The following is a 26,294-nucleotide window of genomic DNA, read 5'->3' as shown; positions in this document are numbered from 1 at the left end:
TGCTCAACCGAGCCTATCGGTAGGGAAATTGCCCGCCATGCAGAAGCTGCATGAACGATGCACGCCATGCGTGCTCCGTCGCGGGCGGCACCCTCGGCCCGCTTGCCTGGTGGAACCGCACCCATCCAGGAGGCCGCCCATGAAAGTGCACGAGGTCACCCTGCCGGTGACGGGTACGCCGGAGGGCGCCGCCCGCGCCCGACGCACGGTGATGGACGAGGTCAGTGGCTGGCGCCGGGGCGCGGTCACCGACGAACTGCACGGAGCGGAGACCGTGGCGGGCGAGCTCCTGGCCAACGCCGTCCGGCACGGAAGCCCCGGGACCGCATCCATCACTGCTCGCTTGCGCGGCGACCGGCTGCGCTTCGAGGTCCGCGACCAGAGCTCGGCCGTCCCTCGGAAGCGCGCCGTCCACCCGGACGCCGAGCACGGCAGGGGTCTGTTGATCATTGCCGCCCTCGCCGACGTGCACGGCGTCGAACAGGGCTCCTCAGGCAAGTCCTGCTGGGCCGAGTTCGACCTCGCCGCCCGCCCGAACCACCCCACGACCTCCACCTTCCCCCAACCTCTCGACTGAAGGAGTTGACCGTGGCACTCACCCGAGCTTCGGCCTCGAACGCCGAAGTGATCGCCGTACGCCCCGGCAGCCCGCTCGCCGGCTCCGTCACCGTCGACGGCTCCAAGAACGCCGCTCTTCCCCTGCTGGCGACCGCTGCGGCCGTACGCCGGAACGTCCAGCTGGAGAACGTTCCGGCCAGCGCCGACGTCCAGGCGATGGTGGCACTCCTCCACGGGACCGGCTGGCACGTGGCGCAGGCCGTCGGACGGCCGGACACCCTGATCGTCATGGCCCCCGAGCACCCGTCCGCCGCGCCCGACCTGAGCGGCGCCTCGGCCATCCGGGCCTCGTACTACCTGGTGCCTGCCCTCCTCGCCTTACGGGGCAGCGCCCGGCTTCCCTGGCCCGGCGGCTGCCGGATCGGGCAGCGCGGGATGGAACTGCACTTCAAGGTGTACGAGGCGTTCGGGGACCACGTCACCGTCCAGGACGCCGGGTACGCCGTGGAGGCCGGCGGGCAGGGCAGCGGCGGCACGGTCTCGCACGCGCTGCCCTTCCGGTCGCGCGGCGCGACGATCGCCGCCGTGCTGCGGGCGGTCGTCGCCGACCGGGCGTTGCGCCTGGGACGCCCGAACCTCTCGCCGGAGGTCCTGGCCGTGCTCGATGCACTCCGCTTGGCGGGCTGGCAGGCGAAAGTGAGTGACCGGTTCCTCGCCCTCGACCCGGCATCCAAGCTCGTCGACGAGATTCCGGCCTGGCGCGTGCCAGGCGACAAGATCGAGGCGGGGACGCTCGCCTGTGCCGTCGCCGCCACCGGCGGCGAGGCGCAGATCGACGGCATCCACGGCCGGGACCTCGTGCCGTTCCAGGCAACGCTCCAGCGGCTGGGCATCCCCACGTCGGTGCGGGACGAGACGCTCCTCGTCGACGGTAGCAACGCCAACCCGACGGGCCGGCCGCTGCGGGCCATCGCCACCCTCGCACCCCGGGGCCTGGACGCGGACTTCGAGCCTCCGCTGATGGCCCTCGCCCTGGGTCGGCCCGGCACCCACCTGTTCGCCGACTCGATCAACCCCGGCCGCCACGGCAACCTCCTGCCCCAGCTGGCGAGGCTCGGAGCCGACATCGAGGAGATCTCACCCACCGAGTGCCGCCTGACCGGTCCCCAGCGCCTCACCGGAGCCGGTGTCGAAGCGACGGACATCCGCACCGGCTCCGCCCTCATGGTGGCGGCCCTGACCGCCCGCGGGATCACGACCCTCGGCGGAGTCGCCCAGCTGCGCCGGGGCCACGCCGACCTGCCCGGCAAGCTCCTCCAGCTCGGCGCCGACATCTGCGAGGTCGCCCCGTGACCGCGAGCCGAACGATCCAACGGATCCTGGCCACCACGGACGTCCACTCCGCCCTCGACGCCGGCGCTTCCTTCCTCGGCCGCCTCCACGAGGCACGGTCGGACAGCCTGCTCGTGGACTGCGGCGACTTCTTCGAGGGCACCGGCTACTACCGGCTCGGCCAGGGAGCGCTCGAACGGGACGTCCTGCTCGGCCTGTACGACGTCATCGTCCCCGGAAACCACGGCTGGGCGCACTACTTCGAGCCCGCCCTCCACAAGCGGACCGTCTGCGCGAACGTAGTCGACGACTCGACCGGCAACCCTCTATTCCGGCGGCTGCACGTCGTGGAGATCGGAGGCCGGCGTACGGCCGTCACCGGGGTGATCGGGCTCCAGGCGTTCGACTCGATCCCGGTCGCCCAACGGCTGGGACAGCGGGCCGTCGAGCCGGTGAAGGCCCTGCGCGAGCTGATGCTGGCGCACCACCACGAGGTCGAATCCTGGGTGCTCCTCAGCCACTCGGGCTTCGAGGAGGACCTCGGGCTCGCCGAAGCCTGTCCCTTCCTGGACGTGATCTTCGCGGGCCACTGCCACAGCGACCACACGGGCCCCACCCACATCGGCAGCACCCTCATCCTCAAGGGCCGCGAGCTCGGCGTCGGCTACGCCGTCGCCACGTCCACCCCCGACCGCTGGGTCGGCCGGACCGCGCTCTTCTCCGACACCGCGGAAACCACCCCGTCCGTCCTGCCGCCCGAGCTGGTCTCCGTAGGGGACCGGATCGCGGCGCTCGACGCACAGCTGGCCGAGCCGCTGGGCCAGATCGCGGAACCGTACCGGAACGAGCAGCTCGATCGCCGGGCCCTGGCCCAAAACCTGGCCGACCGCCTCCAGAGCGGCCTGGGCAGGGACGCCGTCGTCCTGAACGAGACCGCCCTCCGCACCACGGCCCTGGGAGAAGTCCTGACCACAGGCGATCTGCTGGCCATCGAGCCGTTCGCGAACTCCCTGGTCGATGCCCTCATCGCACCGACCCACTGCCACGACACCGAAGCCCTCCTCAGCCACCTCACCGAGCGGGTCGGACCGCTCGTCACCTCTCCCGACCCGCTTCCGGCCGGGCTGACGAACGTGCTGACCACCGACTACCTGGCCGACAGCTGCCTGGGCGGCCGGACCCGTCCCGCTGGCCTCAGCCTGGGCTCCGCGATCCGGAGCACCCTCACGAACGGAGACGACCAGTGATCCTGACCGGTCCGGAAATCATCTCCGCCTCGCGCGACGGGCGGCTGCGCATCGACCCCTTCTCCTCCTCCCAGGTCAACCCGAACAGCTACAACGTCCGCCTCGGACCCACCCTGTTGACCTACACCGACGACGTCCTCGACTCCCACCGCCCCAACCCCACCCACCGCATCCAGGTCGGCAAGGACGGGCACACCCTGCAGCCGGGCGAGCTGTACCTCGGACACACCATGGAGGAAGTGGGCTCGGACCGCTTCGTCCCGCTGCTCTTCGGCCGCTCCTCCGTCGGCCGGCTCGGACTCTTCGTCGAGATCACCGCGCCCATCGGCGACATCGGCTTCCACGGGCAGTGGACGCTGATGCTCACCCCCACCCGCCCCGTCCGCGTCTACGCCGGGATGAAAATCGGGCAGATCATGTTCTTCGTCTCCGAGGGTGCCATCGACCTGTACTCGGGCAAGTACCAGGCCTCCGCGGGGCCGCAGCCCTCCGCTTACTGGCGCGACCTCGACCCCTCGGCGGTGACGTCGTGATCCTGACCGGACCGGCCATCGCCGCCGCCCGCGACGCGGGCCACGTCACCATCGACCCGTACGACCCCGACCGCCTCTCCCCCAACGCCTACGACTGGCGCCTAGGCAGCACCCTCCGCGTCTGCCAGGGCGACTTGGACGCCGCCGCACCCACCGCCTTCCGCGAAGTCACCGTCCCCGACGACGGATACGTCCTCGAACCCGGCAACCTCTACCTCGGCCACACCCTGGAGCGGACCGGATCCGAGACGTACGCCCAACTCCTCAACGGCGACCGGACCACCGGCTGCCTCGGCATCTGGGTCCACGTCTCCGCGCCCCTCGGCCACCAGGGCCACGCCATCCGCTGGACCCTGGAGATCAGGGCCACCCGCCCCGTGCGCGTCCGGCCCGGCATGACCTTCGGCAAGCTCGTCTTCCTGCGCACCCACGGCACGCCCGCCAGCTACCAGCAGCACGGCCTCAAGTACCGCACCAGCGAAGGCATCGAGACCTCGCGCCTCTACGAGGAGAACCCCGGAGGCCGCCGATGAACCGCCTCGTCGCCACGGCGCTCGACCTCACCTACCCGAGCCCGGGCGGGAGCGTTGAGCTCTTCCTCGACCTCTACACCGGCGAGAGGCCCGCCGTCCCCGCCCGCGCCTTCATGCTCGCCCCCGACGGCCTCCGCCCCCGGACGCCCGCCGGCCTCGACCTCCTCCACGCCACCGGCAAGTGCATCGGCGGCGACCACTTCAACCGGTACGTCACCGACCTCCGTCACGCCCTCACGGCGGCCGTCGACCCGCGGCAGATCAGCGTTCTGCACCTCCACCACCTGGCCTTCGGCGCCACCCCAGCCCTCCTGCGCGCCTTCCCCCGCCACCCCCGCATCGCGTTCGTCCACGGCACCGACCTCCTGTACGCCGAGAACCACAGCACCCAGCTCCGCGTCCTGCGCGAGGCAGCGAACGCGGCCGACGCGATCGTCGTCCCCACCCACGCGATGACCGACCGCCTGCTCAAGCTCGCCCCCAAGACCGACAGGCGCAAGATCGAGAAGATCCCGTGGGGCATCCCCGACCAGCTCCTGACCGCTCCCCCGCCCCGACCCGCACGACGCCGCACCAGCCACCTGCGCGTCCTCTTCGCAGGCCGCGTGAGCTCCGAGAAGGGCCTCGAACCCCTCCTCCAAGCCGTCGCGGCCACACCCTCCATCGAACTGAGCGTCGCCGCACCCCGGACCCAGTTCCAGGACCTCGTACCGGTCATCCGCCAGCACGGCGTCCACGTCCGCTACCTCGGCTGGTTCCGCCGACGGCAGCTGTGGAAGGTCTTCGCCGACCACGACGTCCTGGCCGTGCCCTCCACCACCCTGGAGGCCATGGGCCTCGTCGCCCTCGAAGCCCAGGCCTGCGGCCTCCCCGTCCTCTACCAACCCGTCCCCGGCCTCACCGAGGCCCTCTCCGGCACCGGCATGGCCACCGACTTCACCACCCCGGCCACCGCGGCCCACGACCTCAACCGCCTCCGCACCACACCGGGCCTGCTCGAACTGCTCCGCACGGCCGGCCGCACCAACGCCGCCCGCTTCCCCCTCAGCGCCACGGCCTCGGCCATCACCGACCTCGGCCGACGGCTCACCTGACACCACCCGTGGCGCAGTCGGGCCGACCCCGGACACGTCACTAGGCTGGCCAGCGGACCACCCGCGGCCGTACGACGATCGGGAGACCATGACCACGCCATCCACCGCCCGTATCGAAGACCTCCTCCAGACCGGCGTGCGCGAGGAGGTCTACCCCGGCGCGGTGTGGGCGATCGGGGACGCCGACGGCATCCGCGCGAGCGGAGCCGTCGGCCTCCTCGACCCCGACCGGCCCGACGAACCGATGCGGCTGGACACCGTCTTCGACGTGGCCAGCCTCACCAAGATCCTCGCCGTCTGGTCCACGATCGGCACCCTCGCTGAAGAGGGCAAACTCGACCTCCACGCCCCTCTGGGCACCTTCTGGGACGAGGTCGCCGGCCACCCCCTGGCCCGGGCCACGGCCCACCACCTCCTGACCCACACCGCGGGCCTGCCCCTGCGCGCCAACCTGAAGAACCTCTACGGCACCGACCCTCAGGACATCCGCGACGGCGTCCTCCACGAAGCCCTCCACCGCCCACCGGGCGAGGCCGTCGAATACACCGACCGGGCCGCCCTCGTCCTCGGCTACCTCGCCGAACACCTCTCGGGCCAGTCCCTGGACCGGCTCGCCACGGACCGCGTCTGGCACCCCCTGGGCATGCCCCGCACCCGCTTCGGCCCCCTCCCCACCATCGAGGCGGCCTGCTGCGCCCCCACCGAGTACGACGAGACGACCGGCACCCACCTCAAGGGCACCGCCCACGACTTCTCCGCCCGCCTCCTCGGCGGCGTCTGCGGCATCGCCGGCACCTTCTCCGTCCTCGACGACCTCGCCCTCTTCCTCCGCCACATGCTCGCCCCCGCCCAGGCCGCCTTCGGTCCGACCTGGATCAAGGACTCCCTCCGCCTCCAGACCGGCGCCCTCACCCCCGCCCGCGGCCTCTTCTGGCACCCCGCCCCCGGCACCGACTCGGCCGAGGACGTCTGGGTCCACTACGGCTTCACCGGCACGGGCATGTGGATCAGCCCAGCCAAGGGCCGCTGGGCCGTCCTCCTCACCAACAAGCTCCGCTTCAACCGCGACCGCGAGCCATTGACTGGGATCCGCAACGCCTACTGCGCTTCCGCCATCTCATAGACGAGGGGCTACCAGGGGGAGCTACTCGTACGTCTCTCTCCGCAGGGCGCGGTGCCGCCGGTCGCCCTGACCGGCGCCGTTCACCGCCTGAAGAGACAGAAGCGCCGCACCGTTGTTCCACAGTCCAAGATGATCACGGTGGACGGCCACGACATCATTCTGCAAGGCACAGCGTTCGGCGGGGCCGCTGAAGTACGCGGTGGTGACAAAGACGGCAACTTCGGCCTTGAAGTGCATCTGCGAGCCGAGGAGGTTACGGACCTCCCCATTGGAGATCTTCCGCTTCGGGTTGTACCGCTTGCACTGGATCACCATCGTGCGACCATCGGGCAGCCGTCCACGCACGTCGGCACCGTTGTCGCCTGTACCACCGACTCGGCGGACATCCGTACAACCATCCCGCTGGCAGAGGTCAGCCACGAAGGCCTCGAACTGCGTGCCATCCATGGCGTCAACCTCGGCGAGCGTCCTATGGCCCACCCTGACGGCTTCCTCGTGGCGCCACCGCCGATCGTTCCCCCGGACCAGGTGATCCGCCCTCCACAGCCACCAGCCTCCGCCTCCGACCGCGCTGAGGATCAACATCCCCACCAAATAGGGCCAGATCGTCGACCAGAATGCCAGGAGTAGCGCGAATGCAGCGACGCCGCTCCAGACACCCGCCTTGAGCCGGGCCTCCCGGCGCTTCCGCGATGCCGACCGACGCTTATTGCGTGCTGCCACCCAGTTCCTCCTCGTCTTCGAGCAGCAGTCTGGGCAAGACGACGCGGGTCTGTAAGGGCGCCCACTGGCCATGGCTCGTTCCCCGCGACTTCCCGGAATACAGCCGAGGCCATCGAGGCGGCGCTGAGAGAGATAGCTGCCAGCGCGCAACTCCCGGCGGCGGGGGACCTGCATCGCCATGTGCCCGCATACGCCCTGTGTGCGCCCCTCCAGCAGCACGTAGCTTGCGAGGTTGATCTAACCCGGGGAAGCCGTAGGGGGAACAGGTTGAAGCCAGCCGCTGACGTACTCAAGGACCTCGTCCAGCCGTCGAACATCTCGATCCACTCCAGTTCGGCCTTGGTCGGCAGCGTCAACGCCGCCGCAGACGAGGATGACAAGGCACGCGAGGAGAAGGAGCTCGACCAGCTCCGTCGAAAGCCCGAGCTCCGGCCCATCCCCGCGAAGGAGCTGGACCGGACCGTCCAGCTGACGCCCTGGGACGTGCTACACACCCTCGGCCAAGGCATCGCCCTCTCACGGCGGGGCGCCAGCCGTGGACTCGCCGAGCACTGGGGTTCCCTGAAGTACAGCCAGGCTCTGGCCGGCAGCATCAACTCGTTCATGACGCTCTCCGCGGAGGGCCGGGAAACGGCCGACTACTACAAGGCGATCCAGTCCGGGGAACTCGGAACCGGCTTCGCCCTGACCCTTGCCCGGCAGCTCCTGAGCCGCCGCTACCCGGACCACTCGGTCTCGATCGTCCCCGCGGACACTGCGCTGCGGGCCGGCTGGGCTTTGACCAGTCGCGACGCGGGCCATCGATCTGGCTACCGCTACCGGCCACAGTTCTTCGCCGAGATATGGAAGCCCGGAGAGGCGCCGAGGGTCCTTCCGATCGCCTGCAAGGGCAACCACAGCAACGTCGCCGCCTCTCACATCCAGCTCGCGTCCGCTTCTGCGCACGTCGAGGCGGTCCACATCGGCCCGTGGAACGAGACCCCGGCCCTCGTGTTCAGTACGGAACTCCCCACTGAGGGCGTGCTCACGGTGCACGCCTTGCAGGCCCGTGGAACTGGTGGCCGCCTGACCGGCTCGATGGATGCCCCCGGCACCCGCCTTGACCACCGACTCGAGGACGCGAACATCTTCCCGGGCATCCAACCGCCGGCCGAGGGCGAGCGGAAACCGGAGTCACAGCTCGGCTTCCACGTACAACCGGAGCACTATTCCTGGTTCCGGCAGGTCCTCGCCCGAACCGCGGCGGCCGGACTGACGGCCTTCGCTGGCGACGGCGCCGCTACGGCCCAGTACCTGACCAAACGGCAGGGCCAGCGCCACTTCACCGACCCCACCCACGCCGCCACCGACAGCGTCCAGGACGCGAACCAACGGCTCCTCGACATCGACTTCGTTGGCACCGACCATGTGTTCCGCCTCAACAGGACCCGGGTCGAGGCCTTCTCCGGGGTCGCGAACGACCTGTTCCGCCACCTTGCGGAAGGCCGTGTCGAGCAGTACCGCACGGAAACCCACGCCCAGCGGAAGAGCTGGCCCCTCCTAGCCTGGGATTCGGAGTGGGACGGCCCCGTATCCGTCCACCAGGACGGCTCTGTGCTCGCCATGCGGGTGTTGCCACAGGCCTGAGGGCCTCATGGCCGGTGTCGCTCCCTGGAAGCAAGGGGGCGACACCAAGGGAGGGATGACGCCGCCGACACTTCGCGTCCCGCTACCAGCCCTCGACTGTTCAGAGTGCCGCCCGCCGCCTTGGTAAGCACCCAGAAGGCCCTACTCCGTCAACCGAGCCGCATTACGCCCTGTCCTCCCCACCCATGCGCCTTTAGATGGACTACGCCATCGGGGCTGCCTGCAACTCGCTCGCGGAATCGACTCTCCCGAGCTCCCTGCTTGGTTGCCCCCAGATACGTAGAGCGTCGGGGCACCGGTACCGAAGGCCGGCGGATCTCCACGAGGCGCTCACTGGGATCAAGGTGATTCAGCCCACATGAAGCTCATATTTCGCCATTTTCCAGAGACAGGTTGCCCCGGCAGCTGCTCATCCCGATCCTGGAACGTTCGCCACCAGCCGGGAGGAGAAAAGTGAACGTACCGCGACGTCACGCGAAGAACCCCGACGTCATCGGCCAGACTGCCAGTCTGATCGGCTTCCTCAAGGAGGTCGTGCAGAGCAGCAACCAACGACTTCGTGATGATCGCCGCTCAAGGGAGCGGTTATGGCTGGTCGCCATGCCCCCCTCGGTACGACGCCCGTCCGACCGACTCGACGGGCTGCTGTTCACGCTCGACCACGTTCCGCAGACATCGCCGCCCTCCCTCCCCGATCTGCTGGATGGATGGGTGTCCACGGAACGCTGCCAGGACGCTGACGGCGATGACCCGCCCCTCGAAGCTGAAGGACCGGGGCAGGAACTCGTGCCAGCGGCGGACGGCAGCCAGTCCTGGGAACAGGCTTCGGAGCAGACCGTCCGCCGAGAGGATGCCGACGAGGTGCTCCGGGCCTACGGTCCCTGGCTGACGCGCTGGCGGAAGTGGGCGGAGAGGGAACGCGCGGAGCGAGCCCTTCGGGAGCTGTACGACCAGGTCTATGGGTGGCACCAGAAGCTGACCCAGCAGGATGATCAGCTAGAACTCGTGCTCGCCACAGGACTCTTGACTTGGAGTGATCCACGTGGTGACGCCATTCACCGGCACCTGCTCACCCACCGCGTGGAGACCTTGGTAGACCGGAAGACCGCCAGGCTCACCGTGCGGCTCATGGCCGAGGGAGCCGTGCGGCTGGAGGATCAATCATTCCTCGACACCGATGACGGCTGGGCGCCCGAACGCTCGGCCGCGCTCACCGAGGAGATCGCGGCCCAGTCACTGCACCTGCTTGGACCGGAAGCCTTGGAGCAGCTGGCCCAGTGGCAGGAGCGGGTGCTGCAACGGCCCGTGTCATTCAGTGCCGAGTGGCAGCCGCCCCGCGAGCCCGAAGCAGGCGCGCGTCTCACGTACGCTCCCGCACTTGTGCTGCGTCCACGGGACCGCAATGCTCTGCTGGGCTTCTACGACCGGATCGCGGACAGCGTGTCCTCCGAGGGACACGCGCCTCTGGGCCTCGCCCAGCTGGTACTGCCCCTGAACTCCGAAGAACGCGTGAACTGGGACAGCCGCGAGATTCCGCCCCTATTCGGGGACGACCCGCTCTTCCCAGGAAAGACCAACGAACGTCAACGCAGTGTCCTGCGGCGGCTGGAGCACGACACGGGCGTGGTGGTTCAAGGCCCACCGGGCACCGGTAAGACCCACACGATCGCCAATCTGGTCTCCGCGCTGCTGGCGCAGGGGCAGAGGGTCTTGGTGACCAGCGCCCGCGACCAGGCCCTCACGGTCCTGCGGGACAAACTTCCTCCCGCTGTACGGGACCTGTGTGTCCTCCTGCTGAGCTCGGCACGGCAGGACGGGGCGGACGAGCTGGAACGCACGGTCAACGCTCTCACCGATCAGGTCGCCGCAAGTGACCCCGAGCAGTTGCAGGACGAGATCCATCGGCTTACCGCCCGCCGGGAGGAGGTACGGGGAAGGATCAGTACGCTCACCGAGCAGGTGATCGCGCTGCGGGAGGCCGAGGTCTACCGGCACCCGGAGATCGCACTGGGATACGCCGGCACTCTCGCCGCAATTGTGCAGCGTGTGCAAGAAAACGCCGGACATCACTCCTGGATCGGCCTTGTGCCGACTGACGGCCCGACCGCGGCTGTCCCTCCGCTGTCCCCCGCGCAAGCGGTGGAACTGCTGAGCCTGCTGCGCGACGGTGCGGCCGAGCCACGCGCAGGTGGCACTCTGCCAGACCCCGACGGCCTCCCCTCCCCCGAAGCCTTGGCCCAGGCACTCTCAGCCAGCCGCGTCACCGATGAGGGCCTATCCTCCGGAGCGGTCCGCATCCGCGGCGATCTTGCCAGGCTCGACAGCTCTGTCACCGATGAGCTGACCTCTCTCGTGGATTCCTGCCGTACGGCTCTGCATCACCTGGGTCTGTCTCCGCAGGCCACACAATGGGATGAGGGCAAGTGGGCCACCAAGGCCCTCACCGACCGACTCTCCCGTGAGAACCTCGCGCTGTGGCGTCGCGTGTCCGGACTTGCCGATCAACTCGCCGCAATCTCAGAGCGGCTGAACGAACAGGGGATGACGCGCGTCACCGTGCCCGGGCAGCTCTCCACGGAACAAGGGGATGCAATGCTCACGGCGGGTTCTGCGCTGCGCGAGCACCTCGTCTCGGGTGGCAAACTGCGAGTCCGCGGCAGCTTCCGCGCCTCGCGGGCGCAGAAGGCCGCGCAGGCCCTCCTCGACTCGTGCACCGTGAACGGTCACTCACCCGAAACCCTGGAGGATCTCGACGCCGCCCTTGCTCACCTCCGCGCTCGCTCCGCCGTTGCCACACTTGCGGAGCGGTGGGGCCAAGTGCAGGTGCCCGTATCCGAAGGGCCGCTGGAAGTTCGGCTCGCGTCGCTGACGGAGGCTTACACACGCCTGGACCATGTCGACACGTTCGGCGCCGGCCGCGAGCGCATCGACGAGCTGCTCGTACATCATGGGGTGCACATCACCCTCACTTCCAGGTCGGCATGGCAGGACTTCACCGGCGCCCTCTCTGCGGTCTCCGGCCGACGAGCGGCAGACGAGGCTACGGCCCAGTTGCTTGCTTGGGAGGAACAACTGCGCACACCGGTGGACAGCTCCCACCCCACCACCGAAGCTGTGGCCGCCGCCCAAGCCGTTCGGGAGCAGGACGTCGACCGATACGCCAAGGAACTTGAGGCACTGCGCGAGGCACATCGGCGTGAACACCGCCGGCGTCGATGCGCCGTGCTACTCGAAAGCGTCCGCCGGGCCCACCCGCTGCTCGCTGACCAGCTGACGCACGACCCTGGTGACCGGGCATGGGAAGCTCGCCTGGACTCGCTGGCGGAAGCGTGGGCCTGGGCGGTGGCCTCTGCCTTCGTCCACCGTCAGCGCACACCGGGACGCGAACGTCAGGTCGAAGGCGAACTGGCGCAGTGTGAACGTCACCTGGAGGACATCACCGGTGAACTCGCTGCCACCTGGGGAAGGTGGCACTGTCTGCATCGCATGACGCAAGAGCAGCGGTCGGCACTCCAGGCGTACCGCAACCACATGTCCTCGTACGGCAAGGGCAAGGGGCGCGGTGCGGGCCGATACCGTGCCGCGGCGTACGACGCTATGAAGACGGCGCAGGAAGCAGTCCCCGCGTGGGTCATGCCCATCTCTCAGGTCGCCGAGATGGTGCAGCCCAGGCGGGACGCGTTCGACGTCGTCATCGTCGACGAGGCTAGTCAGGCCGGCATGGACGCCCTGTTCCTGCTGTGGCTGGCACCCCGCGTCATCGTCGTGGGGGACGACAAACAGTGTGCGCCCCCGCTCAGTGGCATGGGCCGGCACCAGGCGATCCACGACCGGCTCGTCTCGCACCTGCCGGACATGCCGCCGAGGCTGCGCACGCTGTACGGACCTTCCACCAACCTCTACCAGCTCCTGTCCACCTTCTTCCCGAAGGTGATCCGGTTGGAGGAGCACTTCCGTTGCATGCCGGAGATCATCGGCTGGTCTTCGCAGACCTTCTACAACAACAAGCTACAGCCTCTGCGCCAGTACGGCGGTGAGCGCCTCGACCCCCTCGTGACCCACTTCGTCGAAGGGGCCGTTACCCAGGGGCGCGACAGCAGGATCCGCAACCCGATGGAAGCCGAGGCCATCGTCGACTGCCTGGCCAGGCTCGTGGCAGACCCTGCCTACCGCGACCGGACCATGGGCGTCATCACCCTTCAGGGGTCGATAGGTCAGGTCAAGCTCCTGGAAAAGCTCATTCAGGAACGTATCCCGGCGCCGCTGCTTGAACGCCACCAGATCCGCGTGGGCAGCCCGGCGTCGTTCCAGGGAGACGAACGGCACGTCATCCTGCTGTCGATGGTCGTCACCGATCCGCCGCGCATCACGGGAGGTGCCCGCAGCGAACGACAGGCATACAACGTCGCCGCGTCCCGGGCACAGGACCAGATGTGGCTCTTCTACTCGGTACCGCCGGACCGATTGAAGAGGGAGGACATGCGACTCAACCTCCTGTCCTATATGGAGAACCCGCCATCTGCACTTGCCAGCTCCGAGGACATCGGAGAGGTGGCGGGCGATGTGCCGCAGAGGCCCTTCGAATCGCTCTTCGAGCAGCAGGTCTACCTGCGCCTGAAGGCCCGGGGATATCACGTCGTCCCGCAGTATCCGGCAGGGAACAAGCGCCTCGACCTCGTCGTCGTAGGGGCACGTGGGCGCCTGGCCGTGGAGTGCGACGGCGACCGGTATCACTCGACACCCGAGCAGATCCGGCATGACCAACGGCGCGACCGTGAACTCCAGCGCGTCGGCTGGACGTTCTGGCGGATTCGCGAGAGCGAGTTCCGATTCGACCCCGAGGAAGCACTCTCCGGCCTGTGGGTTGAGCTCGAACGACGTGGCATCCATCCGGCCACGTTCGAAGAAACCAGCGATCGAGCCCAGTCGTCCACCGCACCCACCGGAACGCAGTGGACGCCGTTCGACCTCTCCTCCGACGAGGGCCTCGCCGATGACACGGCGGAGCCGCCCGAGGGCCCTGGCATGGATCACCTGTCCAACGCGCGCGGCGAAGCCGAAGACAACGAAGCAGACGACGAAACCGATGACAGCACGGAAGGCTCGGCATGACTGCGCAGTCCCCACTCGGCATCCTCGACGCCAACACCTTGGAGGAGCTCGCGCGCGTGATCTGCGGCGACGACCACCTCTACTACCGCAAGGGCTTCGAGATCGCACGCTTCCTGGAACACGCCGGCTGGCAGCGGGTGCCGGAGTACAACGGCGAGTACAGGATGGACTGGACGCTCGCCCGGCTCAGCGAACGACGAGAGGAACCCACCGAACTGGAAAGGGTCCTGCTGCGCCTGGCCGACCCCCGCGAATACCTGGACGAGCCGGACCAGCTCCCTGCTGTCGTCTCCGCGGTCAACGCTTTCCTGGTATACGAGGGAGCACGCCTGGAGAATCCTGGCGGCCGCCCCCGTCTCGTCGCCTGCGACCCTTCCCTTGCCCACCCGGGTAGCCGGGGCCCTGCCGAACTCAGCACGGTCATGACCGATCTCATCAGTGACCGGAAGATGGCCGCCCTGCTCCAACACCGCTTGGACGAGGCACGCACCTGCTACGCCAATGGCGCTCACGTGGCAGCCATCATCATGCTCGGCAGCCTGCTGGAAGGCGTCATGGTCCAAGTGGTCCGCGAACGCGACGCCTCACGACTCGGCAGCACGTCACCGGACAAGGTGACCCTGGACACTTTGATCAGGACCTGCCACACCGCCGGGTGGATCGGTGCCGACGTCGAGCGCTTCTGTCACGAGCTGCGCAGGTACCGCAACTTCGTCCATCCGCGCGCAGAGATCCGGGATGCCCACACGCCAGACCGCGACACCCTAAACATGTGCTGGCCCGTGGTCGAGGCGGTCCTGAACGACCTGGCCGCCTCCCAGCCGAAGGCGACCGCGCCAAGGCCGCCCGCCTCGCCTGTCCGTCCCGTGCCCCGGCCATCGCCAGCAGTGCGGCCGGCACGCCGGCCCTGACAGCAGGGCGCAGTTGATTCGGCTATCGCCCTGTACTCAGAGCAGGGCGATAGCCGATCCCTGGGTGTGAGATATGTATTCGGTGGGCGGCCCGGCCTCTCACCACCCATCTCGCCGGCCCCGCCCTGCCCGCCCCGCCCCGCCCCGAGGTGGATTTCGGTCTGCCTCCCCTTTGTCTCTTGGATTGCAGCGATCCCTGAGTACCAGTGTCCGGGCAGTGACAGACTTCCTGCTGCAGAGTGGGAGGCTCCATGGGTTTCGGTTTCCGCGTTGGTGTGCCCGGATTGAGTGTGCGTGTCTCGACCAGGGGCGTACGGACGTCCGTCGGGCCTCGGATGGCACGCGTGAGCGTGGGTGGTGGCCGGACGACGCTCTCGTCGGGGATGGGGCCTCTCTATGCCTCCACGGCGCTGGGCGGCGGGCGCCGACGGACCAGTACGAGTCGGACGACCCGCTCCGGCTCGCGTCCGCGGACGGCTGGGCCTTCGAGCGCACAGCTCGAACGGGTGCGCCGGCAGGCCGAGCGGGCCCAGCAGGATGCGGAACGGGATGCGGCTATCGCGCACTTGCGAGAGCTGCGGCAACAGATGACCAGCGTGCACCTGCAGTCCTTCTCGCCCGTGCATCCGCCGGTGATACCCGAGCCCCCGCAGCTCGGGCTGCCTTGGGCTCTGGCCGAGGCCAAGGCGTTCCACCTGGCGGGGCTCGGCGTGTTCGCCCGTGCCGAGCGCGCGGAGGCGAAACGGCGGGCCGAGTACGACGCTCCGGGGTACCTGGCTGCCGAACAAGCGTGGTTGTACGGTGTTCACGGGGAGCTGAACGCCGAGGCACAGCGGTGGTGGCAGGACCTCGTCGCGAACGACGAGGCGACCGTGTGCGAGACGGTCAACTATGCCTTCTCCGACAACCCCGCCGCTGGCTGTGCTGTCGGGGTAGACGGCTCCGTGATGTCCGTGGTGATGCGGCAGCACGACATCGACTCACTGCCCGACCAGACTCCCGGCGTCACCTCCAGCGGACGCCCCACGCTGAAGACGCTGACGAAGCGGGACCGGGTCCTGTGGTGGCTCACGGCCATGGGCTCCAACGTCATCGCCACCCTCAAGGAGGGCTTTGCCGTCGCGCCAGGGATCACCGCGATCGACCTGGCAGTGATCACTCGTATGCCGGACACCCAGCGGCTGGGGTTCGCGGCGTACGGCCGGTGGACCCGCCAGGCCATTGAGACGAGCCCCTGGCGGCAGCCCGAGGACGCGCTGCGGTTCCTCGACCTCGGACAGGACGTCGCCTGTGCCGTCTCCACTACCGCCTCCGGAAATCTGTCGAGCACCATCAAGCCGCTGGATATCAGTCGGCTGCCCGGCCTCCAAAGCCTGCTCGACCACGCCCAGGACGAAGCCGCCTCGGTTGACACCACGCTGGCTGGCCTGGACGGAGACCTCCTTGCCAACGTCCCCGCCGCGCACGATGCGCGAGCCGCAGACCACTACCGGATCCACACGTTCGCCGAGTGGAGAGCCCAGACGCCGTCCGCGGCCCAGCCACCCGTCATCAGCGAGCCCGTTCTCGCCGCCCCTGCGGCACTAACGCCGGGGCAGAACCTCACGTTGCCCGACGAGGCGTGGGAAGGGCTGAACATCGCGTTCAGCTTCGACGGCGCGGATGCCGACCTCACCCTCTTCCTCACCAACACGCAGGGCCGAGTCGCCTCCGACGACGACTTCGTCTTCTACAACCAGCCGTCCGCCGCCGACGGGGCTGCTCGGCTCCTGGGGAAGCAGCACGATGGCGCGCATACCGTCGAACGCGCCACCGCCCACCTCACCGCCCTGCCCGAGCACGTCCAGCGCATGACGATCGCGATCAACATGGACGTCGACACCGGGCTGACGTGCGGCTGCCTAACCTACGCGGAGCTGTCCATCGGATGCGCTTCCGCCGCATGGACCTTCCAGCCACCCGCCGACCCCGCCATCAAAGCGATGGTCATCGCAGAGCTGTACCGGCACACGTCGCCCGAGGGGAGGCCGGTGTGGAAGCTCCGGGCAATCGGACAGGGGTGGGCCGACGGGCTGAACAGTTTGGCCAGGGCGCACGGAGTCGACGTCGCGTAGCCCATCGTGCACAGACGCCCCACTGCGCAGTAGCGGGACGTCTGTGCACGCTCTCGCTGGGGAGAATCTGGGGAGAGTGAAGGCCCGTTGGGGAGCGGCTGGGGAGGATCGGCCGTACAAACGGGCAGCACGGTGAAAGGGCCGGAAAGGCGGATCGTTGCAGGTCGGGCTGCCTGTTCGGGCGATTTCCGCAGGTCAGCGGTGTGAGGGTGACGACTTCAAGAAGATCTCCTCGTGGGCCGCCATTCTGTTTGCACCCACGTTGGTGGGAACCATCTACGGCATGAACTTCGAGACGATGCCCGAACTGCACTGGGCGGCGGGCTACCCCTTCGCGATCCTGCTGATGGCAGCGGTGTGCGTGAGCCTGTACGTCATCTTCAAGAAGCGCGACTGGCTGTAGAGGGGGGAATCCGCCGGGCGCCGTGCCGGCGAACGGTACTGACATCGGCGCTTCAGGGTGACGATTGGCCGGTCTGGCTTCACGGTTGGTCACCTGCCCTCGCTCGCCTGAGCGATTGTGTGGATATCCGCCTGGGCGCGGTGCCCGGCTCGCGGTACGGTCGGGGTCACGGTTGCCGACACGGGGGGTTGCGCATGCTGTCCGAGGCGTTGACGGGGCTGGCCATGTCCGGTGGGACGGCGGTGATGACCGCGGCCGGGACCGCGGCCTGGGAGGGGTTCCGAAGCCGGGTGGCCGCCTGGTTCGGGCGGGGGAACGCCCAGCGCGAGAGCGCTGAGCTGGAGCGTTTGGAACGCACCGCCGCCGAGCTCGAGGCGGCCGAGGGCAGCCAGCTGGAGCGGCTCAGGATCCGGCAGGAGGCCTCCTGGCAGGTCCGGTTCGAGGCGTTCTTGGAGGATCTGCCGGACGGCGAGCGCGAGCGCGCGGGCGAGGCCCTGCGCGAGCTGCTTGAAGAGCGCGCGGCGCAGGCCCAAGTGTCGGCCGGGGATGGCGGGATGGCGGTCGGCGGAAGCGTGCACATCAGCGCACAGGAAGGCTCGGTCGCCGCCGGTGTGATCCACGGGGGTGTGCAGATCGGCCACCCTCAGGGGCCGGATCCGTCCAGGGGCTGAACGGACCGGCTACGCCTAGCCCAACACAGACCTCGCCGCCGCCGCTGTTCACGGGGGTACAGGCGAGCAACCACAGCCTCGCCGTCGGCCACGCCGACCAAGTGGCCTACTACGCCGGCCGACGTGCCCCGGCGGCCTGGCCGCACCAGGTCGGGGCGGTTCCGAACACCGCGGGCTGCTTCCAGCACCGGGCCGTTGTCGACATCCCCGACACCCCTGCGCGCTACCGGATACTGGTCGGCACAGCGGGGGTCGGCAAGACCCAGCTGGCCGCGAACGAGGCCCGGACGGCCTGGCAGGCCGGGCAGCTCGACTTGCTGGTCTGGGTGACCGCCGGCAGCCGCGTGGAGATTCTGACCGCCTACGCCCGGGCCATCGCCGAGATCACTGGTAGTGACCCAGCCGATCCGGAGCAGGGCGCGCGGGAGTTCCTGGCCTGGCTCCGGCCGGGCGGGGGCGGGGAGGCGGTCCGCTGGCTGATCGCCCTGGATGGTCTGGTCGACCCCGACGCTCTGCGTGGGCTTTGGCCTCCGAACCAGCCCGTTGGGCGGACCCTGGTCACCACCTCGCGCCGGGACTTGGCCCGCGAGGGGCTCGGCCGACAGGTGGTCACCGTGCCGTCGTTCAGCTCCGCCGAGGCCTTCGGCTACCTCACGGCGGTGCTCGCCGCGTCCGGCCGATTCGAACCGCCTGAGCAGCTGGAGGCGCTCGCCCGCGAGTTCGGACACCTGCCGGTCGCGCTCGCGCAGGCGGCCGCCTACCTGGTCGGCACCGGCCTGAGCTGCGCCGACTACCTCCGCCTACTCCGCGACGAGGGGCGGCAGCTGGCCGACCTCGTACCGGACCCTGGCGGACTGCCGGACGAGCAGAGCCTGCCTCTGCCGAACCTCTGGGACCTCGCGCTGGAGCGCGCCGACGCCCAGGAGCCGGTCGGGACGGCGCGGGCCCTGCTGGAGCTGGCGGCGCCGCTGGCTTTCGACGGCATCCCGGCTGCGGTGCTGACCCCTGCGTTCAGGTACCGCGCCCCGGAGGGGACCCCACGCCCGACGGAGGACGTGGAGCCGGACGGGAGTACCGTCGAGACGCTCGCGCTGCTGCACCGGTGGAGCCTGCTCGACTACGACCCGGCGGACCGGGACCGGTCCGTGCGGGTCCACCCGGTGGTGCAGCGAGCCGTCCGCGAGGGCGTGCCCGCGAGCCGGGCCGCGGAGCTGGTCGACTGGGCCGCCAACCTGCTCTTCGCCGCGTCCCGGAAGTCGGCGGACGAGGCGAACTCGATGACGTTCTTCATGGTACCTCCGCGTGAGCAGATGCCACATCTGCGTTCGCGCGTCCTCGACTTCCCGCCGGACGTGCTGCGTTCGAATGTCGAGGCGCTGACGCGCAATGCCCCGGTCCTCCTGCTGGGCTCCGGCGAGCCCGCGCTCCGGCACGGCTGGAGTACCGGTCCGGGGCTGCACGACCTCGTGTTCCGGGTGGGCGACGCGCTGGCGGACGACGGCCGGCCACAGGCCGCACTGGACTACTTCTTGGCGCTGCTGCCGACGACGGCCGACCGGCTGGGAACCCGGCACGAGTCCGTGACGAAACTGCGCGGCCGGATCGCCCGGCTGCGGGCGGAGTCCGGCGACCTCGCCGCCGCTATCACCGAGTACCGGCGGATGATCGACGATCAGCTGGCCCTGCTGAACCCGGAGTACGAACTGTTCCCCTCCCAACGGGTCCGCCTCGTCGCGGAGGTCACCGAGCTGCGCCACCGCCTGGCCTACTGGCTCAAAGAGGCAGGCGACCTGCCGGGCGTCGCAAGCGTCTATCACGACATGATCGCCGATGATCGGTACATCGCGGCCGTTAACGGACGGACGGGCCCGCCCGACTTCACTCTGCGCCGCACCGCCGCCGAGTGGCAGGGAAAGGCAGGGGACGCTGCCGGGGCAGTGGTCGCGTATCGCCAGCTCGTTGACGAGCAGCTCCGCAACTACGGGCCGGAGTACTCGGGCACCTTCGAGACCCGCTTCCGCTTCGGCCACTGGCTGGGCGAGTCGGGCGACACGCGAGGGGCCGTGACCGTCCTGACCGACCTGCTCAACGACCAGCTCCGCCTGGAATCGCGCGAGATCGCCCGGGCTTCTCGGAACACCTGGTCCAATCCGCACGCGGTGGCCACCGACACCGACCGGTCCGAAATCTTCCGCACCCGCGCCGCGCTCGCCCACTGGCGCGGCCGCTCCGGCGACCCTCGCGGCGCGATTGCCCTCCTCTCCGACCTGCTGAACGAGCAACTGCGCGTACTCCGCCCGGACCACCCCGACCTCGCGACCACCCAGGAGGCACTGGCGTACTGGCAGACACACTCCCGGGGCAGGGGGTGGCTACGAGGAAGGTAGACCTTGACCGGCCGCCCACCCAGGCGGCGGCCGGCACGCGCAGCCGGACCAGCAGTCAGGTGCACGCCGTCGACCAAGGCGATGAAGTCGCGCTCGCCCATACCGCGGCGTTGACCCATTGGGGAGCGGCTGGGGAGGATCGGCCGTACAAACGGGCAGCACCGCGAAAGGGCCGGAGAGGCGGATCGTCGCAGGTCGGGCCGCCTGTGCAGCCGGTTTCCGCAGGTCAGCGGTGTGAGGGTGACGACTTCAAGAAGATCTCCTCCTGGGCGGCTATCCTCTTCGCCCCCACCCTGGTCGGCACGATCTACGGCATGAACTTCGAAGCCATGCCCGAGCTCAGCTGGAGCTTCGGGTACCCCTTCGCCATCCTCCTGATGGCGGTGGTCTGTACGAGCCTCTACGTCGTCTTCAAGAGGCGGGACTGGCTCTAGGCGCGGTCCGTGATGCTCAGGATTACCGGGCCGCCGTCCGGGTCCACCCGGGGGGTCCAGTGTGGGGGGAGGCGCAGGGAGCGGGTGGGGGTGAGGGGGGTTGGGGGGCGGTGGTGCCAGAGGAGGCGGGTGTTCTGGTGGAGCTGGAGCTTCGGGGCCGTCAGGGGTTCGGCGGTGCGGACGAGGAGGGGGCGGGTCGCGGGGGTCGTGAGGTGGGTCGGGGTGGCCCAGGCCAGGGGGGGTTGGACCAGGAGGGGTGGGCCGGGGGTGGGCCAGGGGGTGCCCGAGAGGTGGGCCAGGAGCGGGGTCGCGGCGGCGGCGCCCTCGGCGGCGGCGGTGGCCGCGGGCTCGATGCCGTGGAGGGTGTTGCCCACGGCGAAGACCCCGGGGGTGCCGGTGCGGAAGGCGGGGTCCACGGCGGGGCCGCGGGTGCCGGGGGCCAGGGCGATGCCGCCGCGGCGGGCCAGGTCGTGCTCGGGGATCCAGTCGCCGGTGAAGACCACCGTGTCGCAGGCGATGACCCCCGACCGGCCGTCCTCGTGGCGGACGGCCACGCCCGTGAGCCGGCCACGGCCGTGCAGTTCCGTCACCGTGGTCCGGGTGAGGAGGGGGATGCCGGGGAGGGCGGTGGCCCGCGGGTGCTGCGTGAGCATCGCCACCACCTGCGTGCCCGTGCGGCGGAGGGTGCGTGCCGCGTGGCGGGCCACCGGTTCGGCTCCGATCAGCACGGCTCTGCGGCCGATGGGGTGGCGGCCGTGCGGGTGGAGCGAGCGTTGGAGTTCCCCTGTGGTGAAGACGCCTGCGGGGCGGGTGCCCGGGACCAGGCGGGCGCTGCGGGGGCGTTCGCGGGCGCCCGTGGCGAGGACGACGGCCCGGGCGGTGATCCGCTCCAGGCCCGACGGGCTCGTGGTCTCCAGGGTCAGCGGTCCGGCCCAGCCGGTGGCGGTGACGCCGGTGCGGAGGGCGGCCCCGGCGTCCAGGGCCGCCGCCACCGCGCGCCGGGCGTACGCCGGGCCGGTGACCCAGGGCAGCGGGGGGCTGCCGAAGCCGCCGTGGTGGCAGTGGCGGGGTGCGCCGCCCGGCTCCTCCTCGCGTTCCAGGACCTCGACCCGGCCGGCGCCGGCGCGGGCGGCGCGGGTGGCGAGGGCGAGTCCGGCGGGGCCCGCTCCGACGACCAGGACGTCCACGGTCCGGTCCGTGCGGCCGGTGGGGTCGGTGCGGTTCACCGGTGGGGCTCCTCGGACTCGAACAGCGCGCGGACGGCCGCACCGCAGTGGAAGCCCTGGCAGCGGCCGGCCCGGGCGCGGGTGCGCCGGCGCAGGCCGTCGAGCGAGCCGGGCGGGATGGTTGCGGCGAGGGCGTCACGGATCTCACCGCGCGTCACGCGCTCGCAGTGGCAGACGATCCGCCCGTACTCCGGGTCCGCCGCGATCATCCCGGCGTCGCGGTAGGGGCGGGGGAACGCCTCCCCCAGGTTCGGCATCCGGACCGGCTGCGGGTCCCGGGCGCCGGAGAGGGGCAGGCCGCCTTCGGTCAGCAGCTCCACCACGTGGGCCGCGATCGCCATCGAGGCGGTCAGGCCCGTCGAGCGGATACCGCCGACCGTGACGTACCGCTGGGCGGGGTGGGCGCGGATCGCGTAGTCCTCGGAGGCGGTGGCGGCCCGCAGGCCCGCGTAGACGGCGGTGACCTCCTCGTCGAGGAGGGCGGGCAGGATCCGCCGGCCCTTCTCCCGGAGCAGGGCGAGGCCTTCGGCGGTCGAGCCGGTGGCGGTCCTGTCGTCCAGGTCCTCGGCGGTCGGGCCGAGCATCACCTTGCCGTGCACCGTCGGGGTCACCAGGACCCCCTTGCCGAGCGCGGTCGGCACCGGCAGCAGGATGTGGCGTACGAGGCCCCGGGCCAGTTCGTCGAAGACGATCAGCTGGCCGCGCCGGGGGGTCACGGTGAAGTCCGCGTGGCCGAGGAGCCGGTCGATCCGGTCGGCGTGCAGCCCGGCCGCGTTGACCAGGTGGCGGGTGCGCAGCGGCCCGCGGACCGTGTGCAGGGTGTGGAGGGCGTGGCGGGTGTGGGGGGTGTGGGGGGTGTGCACGTCGTCCGGGGCCGGCCGGGGTCCCGAAGTGATGGAGGTGACGCGGCAGTTCAGGTGGAGGTCGACGCCTGCGCGGACCGCCTGTGTCGCGTAGGCGAGGGTGGTGGTCCAGGGGCAGATGACCGACTCTCCCGGTACCTCCAGCGCGCCCAGCACTCCGGGCCCGAGTTCCGGTTCGCGGGCCCGCACCTCCTCGGCCGTGATGATGCGGGTGTCGTGGCGGCCGTTGCGCTGCGCCTTGGCGGCGAGGCCGGGGAGGGCGCCCAGCTGGTCCTCGTCCCAGGCCACGAGGAGCGCCCCCAGCGGCTCGACGGGGATGCCGCTCTCGGCGGCGTACGCGGCGAGCAGCCCGCTGCCCTCGCGCACGAGCCGGGACTCCAGGGAGCCGGGCACCGCGTCGAAGCCGGTGTGCAGGATGGCGGTGTTGGCCTTGGAGGTGCCGTCTCCGACGTCGTCGCGGGCTTCGACCAGGGCGGTCCGCAGCGGGAACCGGGCCAGTTCGCGGGCGATGGCGGAGCCGACCACTCCGGCGCCGATGACCGTGACGTCGTACTCCCCGCCGGGCAGGGGGCCACGGGTGGTGACGCTCATGCCGGGCCGTCGAGGAGGGCCGCGACCGCCGCGCGGAACCGTGCGCGGCGGTCGGCGGTCTCGTCGGCGCCGGCCCTGGGCTCGTAGACGGCGGACGGCTTCCATGCCGGGACCGCGTCGCGGACGGTGAGGGAGGGGTCGAGACCGAGGCGGGCGACCGCGCCGACGCCCAGCGCGGTGGCGTCCGGCAGGGCGGACACCTCGACCGGGATCCCGAGCAGATCGGCCTGGGCCTGCATGAGCAGGGCGGAACGGGTCAGGCCGCCGTCGACGCGCAGGGAGGTGAGCGGCGCGCCGAGGTCCGCCGCGGCGGCGTCCGCGAGCTCGGCGACCTGGGCGGCGATCCCGTCGCACAGGGCGTGCACGAGGTGGCCGGCGGTGGTGCCGAGGCCGAGGCCGGTGACGGAGCCGCGCAGGTCGCCCCGCCACCAGGGCGCGGCGAGCCCGGCGAGGGCGGGGACGAAGGTGACGCCGCCGGAGTCCGGAACGCTCGCGCCCACGGTGTCGAGGTCCTCGGCGCCGGAGATCACTCCGAGGTCGGTCAGCCAGCGCACGGCGGAAGCGGCCGTGTAGACCTGCCCGTCGAGGCAGTAGCTGGTGCGTCCGGCGATCCGCCAGGCCACGCAGCCGACCAGTCCCGTGGAGCTGCGGCGGGGTTCGGGGCCGGTCTGGGCGAGCAGGAACGCCCCGGTGCCGTAGGTGCACTTGGCGGCGCCGGGCACGGTGACGCTCTGGGCGAGGAGGGCGGCCTGCTGGTCGACGAGGAGGCCGGTCAGCGGCAGTTCGGGGCCGAAGGCGCTGGTGGTGCCGACGCGGGTGTCCGCGTCGACGATCCTCGGCAGCGGTTCCCCGTCGAGTCCGAAGGCGGCGAGGGCCGGCCGCGACCAGCCGACGGTGTCGAGGTCGAGCAGCTGCGTGCGGCCCGCGGTCGCGGCGTCGGTGACGAACTCGCCGGTGAGGCGGTGCACCAGCCAGGCGTCGCTGGTCGTGACGACGCCCCGCCGCGTCTGGTGGCGGCGTATCCAGGCCATCTTGGGGGCGGCGAAGTAGGGGTCGAGCGGCAGGCCGGTGCGCTCCCGCAGCAGGTCGGCGTGCGGGGCCAGTTCGGTGCAGAGCCCGGCGGCGCGCCGGTCCTGCCAGACGATCGCGTCGGTCAGCGGTTCGCCGTCCGCCGGGTCCCAGGCGAGGACGGTCTCGCCCTGGTTGGCCAGGCCCACGGCCACCGCCGGTTCGCCGGCCGCCGCCAGGGCGGCCCGTCCGGCGTCGACGACCGATCGCAGCAGGTCGCGAGGGTCCACTTCGACCCGGCCGTCCGGCAGGTGGCGGGGGCGCACGGGGGCGGAGGCGGAGCCGATGACCCCGCGGTCCGGACACAGGACGAGGGCCTTGGTTCCCGAGGTGCCTTGGTCCACTGCGAGCACCGGGCCCGTCATCACGACTCCGTCCGTGTTCCGGCAGGTCCATCGATCGTCGGTCGGAAGCCTTCCCCAGCGTGCGGGCGCCCGTCAAGATCCGTCCGGGCGGCGGGGGTCCGGATGGCGCCACCTCATATCCCTTGTGTGGCTTGATACTTGCGTTCGAAAAAGTTTCCGGGTGCAGTCGGCCGGACTCGCCTTATAGTGATCGCCGATCAACGGTCGGTAAGGGCGCCGTCCGTGGGTCGACGGCGGGGGTTCGCCGGCCAGTTCGCGCATGGTTCACGCATCCCCGCACCTCCATGCGATCCGAGGACCCCGATGACCACGAAGACCGCAAGACGAGCCCGAACCTGCCGCACCGCACCCGGGACGAGGTGATGGCCGGCAGCGATTTCCGGCCCGTCTACCACCCCGCCGGCCGCGACGACGACCTGCGCGCCGCCGTCCAGGACCTGCGCGCCGGGCGCTGGCTGTCGATGGCCCGGCTGCTGGAGCGCACGGACGGCTGGGGGCTGTGGACCCAGCGCACCCAGGTCCTCGCGGCGGTCGCCGCCCGCTCCGACGTGGTCCTGGCCTGGCGCGCCGAGCAGCCCACCAGCCTCGCCGCGACCGTCATGCACACCCGGGTCGCCGTCGAGCGCGCCGTCCGTGCCCACCGCTCCGGCCATCCCCGTACCCACGAACTGTGGCAGGAGGCCTGGCAGGCCTGCCGGAACACCGCCGCGATCAGCCCGGCCGACCCCGTGCCGTGGGTCTGCCTGCTCGCGCTCGCCCTCCTCGACGGGCACCGGCGGATGGACGAGCACCGGCTCGCGCCGCCCGGCCCGATGCTGCCCCCGGGGCCCTGGGGGATCCTCGCGCAGGCCGACGAACGGGACCCGTACAACCGCGAGGCCTATCACCGGATGCTGCAGTTCGTGCTCGCGGGTGCGGCCGGCCCGCGCTCGGAGGGCGTCAACTTCGCCCGCTGGGCGGCCGGTACGGCCCCGCCCGGGTCGGCCGTCCACCTCCTGCCGCTCTACGTCCACGTCGAGCGGTACCGCCGTGAGGGCGGCCACGAGCGGGCGCTGGACCTGCACTGGGTCGCGGAGGACGCCATCCGCGACGCGGTGCACGCCCTGGACGCCTGGTTCGCGTACGCCGACCCGGCGTACGCCTCCCCGCTCGACCTGAACCACCTCGCCCACGCCCTGTGGGGGGCCCACCGGTTCGGCGGGGCGGCCCGGGTCTTCGAGGCGATGGGCGGCTACTGGACCACCTCGCCGTGGGCCCAGCGGACCCGCGACCCCGCGGACCAGGCCCTGGCCGAGGAGGTCTTCCTGCGCGCCAGGTCGCGCAGTCTGGCCGACCGGAGCTGACCTCCCGCCGCACCCCCCGCGCCGCGGCCCCCAGGCA

18 protein-coding genes and 2 pseudogenes are annotated in these 26,294 nt (G+C 70.6%); 16 read left to right on the top strand and 4 right to left on the bottom strand.

From position 1 onward, the window contains the following. Positions 1-139 precede the first annotated feature (139 nt). From BX286_RS28725 to BX286_RS28695, 7 genes are all read left to right on the top strand, one after another. On the top strand, positions 140-577 hold the full coding sequence (locus BX286_RS28725) for an ATP-binding protein (RefSeq protein WP_187344211.1): 438 nt from the start codon (positions 140-142) through the stop codon (positions 575-577). Between the two features lie 11 nt (positions 578-588). Continuing rightward, positions 589-1,911, top strand: a complete 1,323-nt coding sequence (locus BX286_RS28720; protein WP_398898824.1) for a UDP-N-acetylglucosamine 1-carboxyvinyltransferase — start codon at positions 589-591, stop codon at positions 1,909-1,911. Continuing rightward, positions 1,908-3,137: a bifunctional metallophosphatase/5'-nucleotidase gene (locus tag BX286_RS28715; RefSeq protein WP_121016710.1), complete on the top strand. Its 1,230-nt coding sequence runs from the start codon at positions 1,908-1,910 to the stop codon at positions 3,135-3,137. Before BX286_RS28720 ends, BX286_RS28715 begins: the two co-directional genes overlap by 4 nt. Then, positions 3,134-3,670 (top strand): dCTP deaminase, encoded by a 537-nt coding sequence (dcd, locus tag BX286_RS28710; protein WP_121016709.1) that lies wholly within the window; start codon positions 3,134-3,136, stop codon positions 3,668-3,670. Before BX286_RS28715 ends, dcd begins: the two co-directional genes overlap by 4 nt. Further along, positions 3,667-4,203, top strand: a complete 537-nt coding sequence (locus BX286_RS28705) for a dCTP deaminase domain-containing protein (RefSeq protein WP_121016707.1) — start codon at positions 3,667-3,669, stop codon at positions 4,201-4,203. Before dcd ends, BX286_RS28705 begins: the two co-directional genes overlap by 4 nt. Continuing rightward, complete coding sequence (locus tag BX286_RS28700) at positions 4,200-5,297, top strand: glycosyltransferase family 4 protein (RefSeq protein ID WP_121016706.1); 1,098 nt, start codon at positions 4,200-4,202, stop codon at positions 5,295-5,297. The genes BX286_RS28705 and BX286_RS28700 overlap by 4 nt, the downstream gene beginning before the upstream one ends. Before the next feature lie 88 nt (positions 5,298-5,385). Then, entirely contained in the window at positions 5,386-6,420 is a 1,035-nt protein-coding gene (locus tag BX286_RS28695; RefSeq protein WP_121016704.1) for a serine hydrolase, read from the top strand. 21 nt (positions 6,421-6,441) lie between these two features. On the opposite strand, the gene BX286_RS28690 is transcribed toward BX286_RS28695, so the two are convergent. Continuing rightward, positions 6,442-7,143 (bottom strand): restriction endonuclease, encoded by a 702-nt coding sequence (locus BX286_RS28690; protein ID WP_261993535.1) that lies wholly within the window; start codon positions 7,141-7,143, stop codon positions 6,442-6,444. Positions 7,144-7,482: 339 nt separating this feature from the next. Between BX286_RS28690 and BX286_RS28685 the strand changes: the two genes are divergently transcribed. The 8 genes and pseudogenes from BX286_RS28685 to BX286_RS28650 form a co-directional block, all read left to right on the top strand. Continuing rightward, the gene (locus BX286_RS28685; RefSeq protein WP_261993534.1) at positions 7,483-8,769 is read left to right on the top strand and encodes a hypothetical protein; all 1,287 of its coding nucleotides are present in this window, start codon (positions 7,483-7,485) and stop codon (positions 8,767-8,769) included. A gap of 453 nt (positions 8,770-9,222) precedes the next feature. Beyond that, on the top strand, positions 9,223-13,881 hold the full coding sequence (locus BX286_RS28680) for an AAA domain-containing protein (protein WP_121016699.1): 4,659 nt from the start codon (positions 9,223-9,225) through the stop codon (positions 13,879-13,881). After that, positions 13,878-14,792, top strand: coding sequence for a hypothetical protein (locus BX286_RS28675; RefSeq protein ID WP_187344210.1), 915 nt, complete (start codon positions 13,878-13,880; stop codon positions 14,790-14,792). The genes BX286_RS28680 and BX286_RS28675 overlap by 4 nt, the downstream gene beginning before the upstream one ends. A gap of 506 nt (positions 14,793-15,298) precedes the next feature. Beyond that, on the top strand, positions 15,299-16,906 hold the full coding sequence (locus tag BX286_RS28670; RefSeq protein ID WP_261993533.1) for a TerD family protein: 1,608 nt from the start codon (positions 15,299-15,301) through the stop codon (positions 16,904-16,906). Between the two features lie 217 nt (positions 16,907-17,123). Continuing rightward, positions 17,124-17,309: pseudogene (locus BX286_RS28665) on the top strand (CorA family divalent cation transporter); the annotation flags it as partial. Between the two features lie 194 nt (positions 17,310-17,503). Beyond that, positions 17,504-17,980: a hypothetical protein gene (locus BX286_RS28660; RefSeq protein ID WP_079430390.1), complete on the top strand. Its 477-nt coding sequence runs from the start codon at positions 17,504-17,506 to the stop codon at positions 17,978-17,980. Positions 17,981-18,081: 101 nt separating this feature from the next. Further along, positions 18,082-20,367 (top strand): tetratricopeptide repeat protein, encoded by a 2,286-nt coding sequence (locus BX286_RS28655; RefSeq protein ID WP_121016695.1) that lies wholly within the window; start codon positions 18,082-18,084, stop codon positions 20,365-20,367. 248 nt (positions 20,368-20,615) lie between these two features. Then, a pseudogene (locus tag BX286_RS28650) lies at positions 20,616-20,801 on the top strand (CorA family divalent cation transporter); the annotation flags it as partial. Here BX286_RS28650 and BX286_RS28645 read toward each other — a convergent pair. Genes BX286_RS28645 through BX286_RS28635 form a run of 3 tightly spaced genes read right to left on the bottom strand, consistent with a single transcriptional unit; the run spans position 20,798 to position 24,914 of the window. Further along, positions 20,798-22,027 (bottom strand): NAD(P)/FAD-dependent oxidoreductase, encoded by a 1,230-nt coding sequence (locus BX286_RS28645; protein ID WP_121016694.1) that lies wholly within the window; start codon positions 22,025-22,027, stop codon positions 20,798-20,800. The pseudogene BX286_RS28650 and the gene BX286_RS28645 overlap by 4 nt on opposite strands. Further along, positions 22,024-23,481, bottom strand: coding sequence for an FAD-dependent oxidoreductase (locus BX286_RS28640; RefSeq protein WP_121016692.1), 1,458 nt, complete (start codon positions 23,479-23,481; stop codon positions 22,024-22,026). Before BX286_RS28640 ends, BX286_RS28645 begins: the two co-directional genes overlap by 4 nt. Further along, positions 23,478-24,914 carry an FGGY family carbohydrate kinase gene (locus tag BX286_RS28635; protein WP_100862591.1) on the bottom strand — a complete coding sequence of 479 codons (1,437 nt, stop codon included), beginning with the start codon at positions 24,912-24,914 and terminating at the stop codon, positions 23,478-23,480. The genes BX286_RS28640 and BX286_RS28635 overlap by 4 nt, the downstream gene beginning before the upstream one ends. 362 nt (positions 24,915-25,276) lie before the next feature. On the opposite strand from BX286_RS28635, the gene BX286_RS28630 reads away from it, so the two are divergent. Further along, a complete protein-coding gene (locus BX286_RS28630) occupies positions 25,277-26,257 on the top strand; it encodes a hypothetical protein (RefSeq protein ID WP_121017748.1) in 981 nt (326 codons plus the stop codon). Positions 26,258-26,294 lie beyond the last annotated feature (37 nt).

It is taken from the genome of Streptomyces sp. 3211.6 (genome assembly GCF_003634815.1).
GTDB lineage: Bacteria > Actinomycetota > Actinomycetes > Streptomycetales > Streptomycetaceae > Streptomyces > Streptomyces katrae_A.
Note: the sequence above shows the minus strand (reverse complement) of the source record. Positions and strands in the feature narration are given on the sequence as shown.